Here is a 4,204-nt window from a genome sequence, read left to right on the forward strand (position 1 = left end):
TCATTTCTTCTTTTGACAGAGTTTCTAAGTAGTCGACAAAGCTGTTAATATTGTCTTTTTTTTAAAATTCAAAATATTTACTTCTGTCGACTACTTAGAAACTCTGTCAGAAGAAGAGTAGTAGCGCCACTAGGGAAGTATTGAATGTGGCGGAGTAATGCACGGACACAGTTGCAGTTACACATGCAACACATACAGTGGACGGGTCAAACCAACTAGACGCTGTATCAGCTTTAATTAGTTGGTACGACGTTAACGATGCTGGGTTGCTTCGTCATTTCATTCCTCTGAAAGATGTGGCGATGCCAAAGGCATTGACTAAATACGTCGATAGGTTTTTCAACTTTATTCATTAGAGGCAGATCTTTCAATTCTTTTCATTTCTTCTTTTGACAGAGTTTCTAAGTAGTCGACAAAGCTGTTAATATTGTCTTTTTTTTAAAATTCAAAATATTTACTTCTGTCGACTACGGATATAATACAGGAGTAATATTGTTTTTTAATAATTCAAAATTGATGATTAATCTGTCTGTTCTGCCGTTTCCGTCTATAAATGGATGAATTTTTTCAAACTCTATATGATTAAATGCTGTTTTTCGAAAATTGAATTATATTTAGAATTGTTATAGTTATCAATAAAATAAAGCACACTATTTTGAACAAACTCTTTTTTTGGTGGAATATGTTCTGCGCCACGGACATATACGTCGGTATTTCTAAAACCACCTATTTCATTTATATTTTTATTTATGACTTGTAAATTATGGCTTCGTAAATATCTCTCGAGTTTGCAGATATTTTAAACGACTTGTCATGCATAAGTATCAGCATAGGATAATGTAGAGCCTTCTATTGCATTAGAATTATAAATACTGCGCGTAATGTAATCTTCAAAATAGCTGTTATTGGTTTGCAAAAATTTAACAACATTTAATTCTTTTATGTTCCTTATTTTTCTCATAACAGAAACTTCACACAATCTATTTTACATTATCATCATTTTTTTGCATTTTTGAATAATGTATTCTGAATTTGATGTTATATCTTTTATTTCAGACAAATCTTTTTCATTTAAAATGTCTGTGTCATACGTAGTTCTAAAAAGGCTAGGCAATCCCGAGGATTTGATTATATTAATTGACTGTTTGATTAAGTTTAAATCTCCTTTGAAAAAGAGATTATATTTTTCCATAGACGACTTTATATCCATAGCCACAAAATCTATAAGTTTCTCAGCTATCAACTCTTGTAGTATTTGTGGATTTGTTCCATTTGTATCGAGCTTAATAAAAAAGTTTAAATTTTTGATTGCCGTTATAAATTCGAGCAAATCTTTTTGAATGGTTGGTTCTCCACCCGTTATAACTATACCTCTTAAAAGTTTTATTCTTTTTGACAGGAAAACAAAAATTTCATCTTCGTCAAATGACCGTTCAAACAAATACGGATAAACCAATTGCGGATTGTGGCAGTAAGGACACATCATATTGCATCCCTGCGTAAAAATAACAGCGGCAGGCACACCTGGATAGTCTATAAGAGACAATTTTTGTAATCCGCCGATTTTCATTTACGTACGCCGCCGTTATTTTTTAATCATGTTTGCATGGGCAATAAGTTTTACGTATTTTAAATTCTTCTCTCTTGCCTTCATTCCACAAAGAAACCGGTCTCAAGTATCCGACAACTCTAGAATAAACCTCACATTTTGTGCCTTCAACTGAATCTTTCTGGGTTTTTAATTCATGAATCTTTTCTTGAATTTCATTTACTGTCATTGAAATTGCCTCCTTTAAACTAAACTCCGTGATTTTTTGTTGTTAAGTTGTTAATTAGCATATAACATATTTTCAAGAATTTTTATTTGTGAATCTATTTCTTCCACTTTTTCATTTTTACATTTAGGGCATTCTGCATGTTCGCCCTCAATATATCCGCACTTAGGACAAACGCTGAATGTTGGAGTTATTGAAAAATACGGCAAACTGTAATTTTCACATACGGTTTTTATAAATGTTTTTAAAGCGCCAGTATCTTTAATACGTTCGCCCATAAACATGTGCAGAACTGTACCGCCTGTATATTTTGACTGCATGGCATCCTGCAAATCTAAATTTTCAAAAATATCGTCCGTGTAATTTACAGGCAGTTGACTTGAATTTGTATAGAAAGGCGTGTCAGGCGTTTCACTTGCAGAAATTATATCAGGATATTTCTTAGCGTCAAGTTTTGCAAGTCTATAAGAAGTACCTTCTGCAGGTGTTGCCTCAAGATTATAATTGTTGCCAGCTTCTTGCTGATATTGAATTAAAGTTCCTCTCATAAAATCTAAAACTTTTTCACCAAAAGCTTTGCCTCTTTCACTTCCAATTCCTTCACCAAACAAGTTCATACAAGCTTCGTTTAAGCCGACGATGCCGATTGTTGAAAAATGATTTTTCCAATATTCGTTAAAACGTTGTTTTATGCTTCTTAAATAAAAACTCATGTACGGATATAAGTTGCTTGCGGTGAATTTCTCTAAAACTCTTCTCTTTATTTCTAAGCTTTGTTTGGATATATCCATATTTGCTTTTAGTCTTTCCATAAAGTCGGACTCATTTTTTGCAAGATAACCTATTCTTGGAAGATTGATTGTTACAACTCCTATAGACCCTGTAAGAGGAGAAGCTCCAAAAAGTCCGCCACCGCGTTTTTGAAGTTCGCGATTATCTATTCTCAAACGGCAACACATGCTTCTTGCGTCTTCAGGTTTCATGTCTGAATTGATGAAGTTTGCAAAATAAGGTATCCCATATTTTGCAGTTATGTCCCACAAAGCTTTTATATTTTTGTTATCCCAATCAAAGTCGCTTGTTATGCTGTATGTTGGAATAGGAAACGTAAATACTCTTCCTTTCGCGTCGCCTTCAAGCATAAGTTCTAAGAAAGCTTGATTTAGTATATCCATTTCTTTTTGAAATTCGCCGTATTTTTTATCCTGATGTTTTCCTCCGATGATAACTGATTCTTCCTTATAATACGGAGCGACAGTTAAATCCATCGTTAAGTTTGTAAAAGGGGTTTGAAACCCTACTCTTGTAGGAACGTTAATATTAAATAAAAACTCCTGTAAGGTCTGCTTTACTTCATCACGAGTTAATTTGTCATAATATATAAACGGCGCAAGCAGGGTATCAAAATTTGAGAAAGCCTGAGCCCCGGCGCTTTCTCCCTGAAGTGTATAAAAGAAATTTACTATCTGCCCGAGAGCTGTCCTAAAATGTTTTGCGGGTTTTGCCTCGGCTTTTCCGGAAACGCCCTTAAAGCCACTTGTTAGCAAATCCTGCAAATCCCATCCAACGCAGTAAGCGCCAAGTAATCCTAAATCATGTAAATGTATATCGCCTTCAGTGTGAGCTTTTCTTATATTTTCCGGGTAAATTTTATTTAACCAATAAATTTTACTGATTTCAGAAGAAACATAATTATTTAAACCTTGTAAAGAGTAAGACATATTACTGTTTTCGTTTACCTGCCAGTCTATTTTTTTAAGATACTGATCAACCAAATCAACATTAAATGCAGACGTGATTTCTCTTATTTTGTTGTGCTGTTCACGGTATAAAATATAAGCTTTAGCTGTTTTTTTATACAAGGAAGAGAGCAGAACTTCTTCAACCACATCTTGAATGTCTTCAACAGAGGGTTTTCTGTCTTCAATGGCGTTGCGTAAAACAGATAAAGTTTTGAGAGTAAGTCTATCCGCTATATCCTGATTGAACTCCCCGGTAGCTTTTCCTGCTTTTGCTATTGCTGCAGAAATTTTCTTGGGATCGAAAGCTTCTCTAAGACCGTCTCTCTTTAAAATCGAACTAAAAAACTCTTCATGTCCCATTTTTTTCCCTCTTTGCGGTAAAAACTCCCTTCAATTTAGCAAACGAATCCACACCATAAATATATTTGCACTGATTTAAAATTATCGAGACTTGCGACGTTTGCGAGTCGCGGCAAGCTAGACAACAACTATGCTGGATTGCTTCGTCATCTTATCAACCCACTGAAAAAAGTGGTATAAGAAATCCTTAAAAAAAGGTATAATTAAGTGAGCATATAAGCTTTATCAAGGTAATACTGCTTACAACAATTGTTAATAATGACTAGTAGCTTACGCATAACAGCGACAATAGCGACCATTTTAAGTTTGCCGTTGTTTGTCAGTTTG

Annotated in this window: 4 protein-coding genes and 1 pseudogene; all 5 read right to left on the reverse strand. The window is 34.2% G+C overall.

The features are described 5' to 3' along the window. Positions 1–467: 467 nt before the first annotated feature. A pseudogene (locus tag LE180_RS06365) lies at positions 468–590 on the reverse strand (Fic family protein); the annotation flags it as partial. A gap of 221 nt (positions 591–811) precedes the next feature. After that, complete coding sequence (locus LE180_RS06370) at positions 812–961, reverse strand: hypothetical protein (protein ID WP_374134617.1); 150 nt, start codon at positions 959–961, stop codon at positions 812–814. 24 nt (positions 962–985) lie between these two features. Beyond that, positions 986–1,570: an anaerobic ribonucleoside-triphosphate reductase activating protein gene (locus tag LE180_RS06375; protein WP_374134618.1), complete on the reverse strand. Its 585-nt coding sequence runs from the start codon at positions 1,568–1,570 to the stop codon at positions 986–988. A gap of 22 nt (positions 1,571–1,592) precedes the next feature. Beyond that, the gene (gene nrdD / locus LE180_RS06380; protein WP_374134619.1) at positions 1,593–1,778 is read right to left on the reverse strand and encodes an anaerobic ribonucleoside-triphosphate reductase; all 186 of its coding nucleotides are present in this window, start codon (positions 1,776–1,778) and stop codon (positions 1,593–1,595) included. Positions 1,779–1,828: 50 nt separating this feature from the next. Next, complete coding sequence (locus LE180_RS06385; RefSeq protein WP_374134620.1) at positions 1,829–3,877, reverse strand: ribonucleoside triphosphate reductase; 2,049 nt, start codon at positions 3,875–3,877, stop codon at positions 1,829–1,831. Positions 3,878–4,204 lie beyond the last annotated feature (327 nt).

Source organism: Candidatus Endomicrobiellum pyrsonymphae, assembly GCF_020328025.1.
GTDB classification, from domain to species: domain Bacteria; phylum Elusimicrobiota; class Endomicrobiia; order Endomicrobiales; family Endomicrobiaceae; genus Endomicrobiellum; species Endomicrobiellum pyrsonymphae.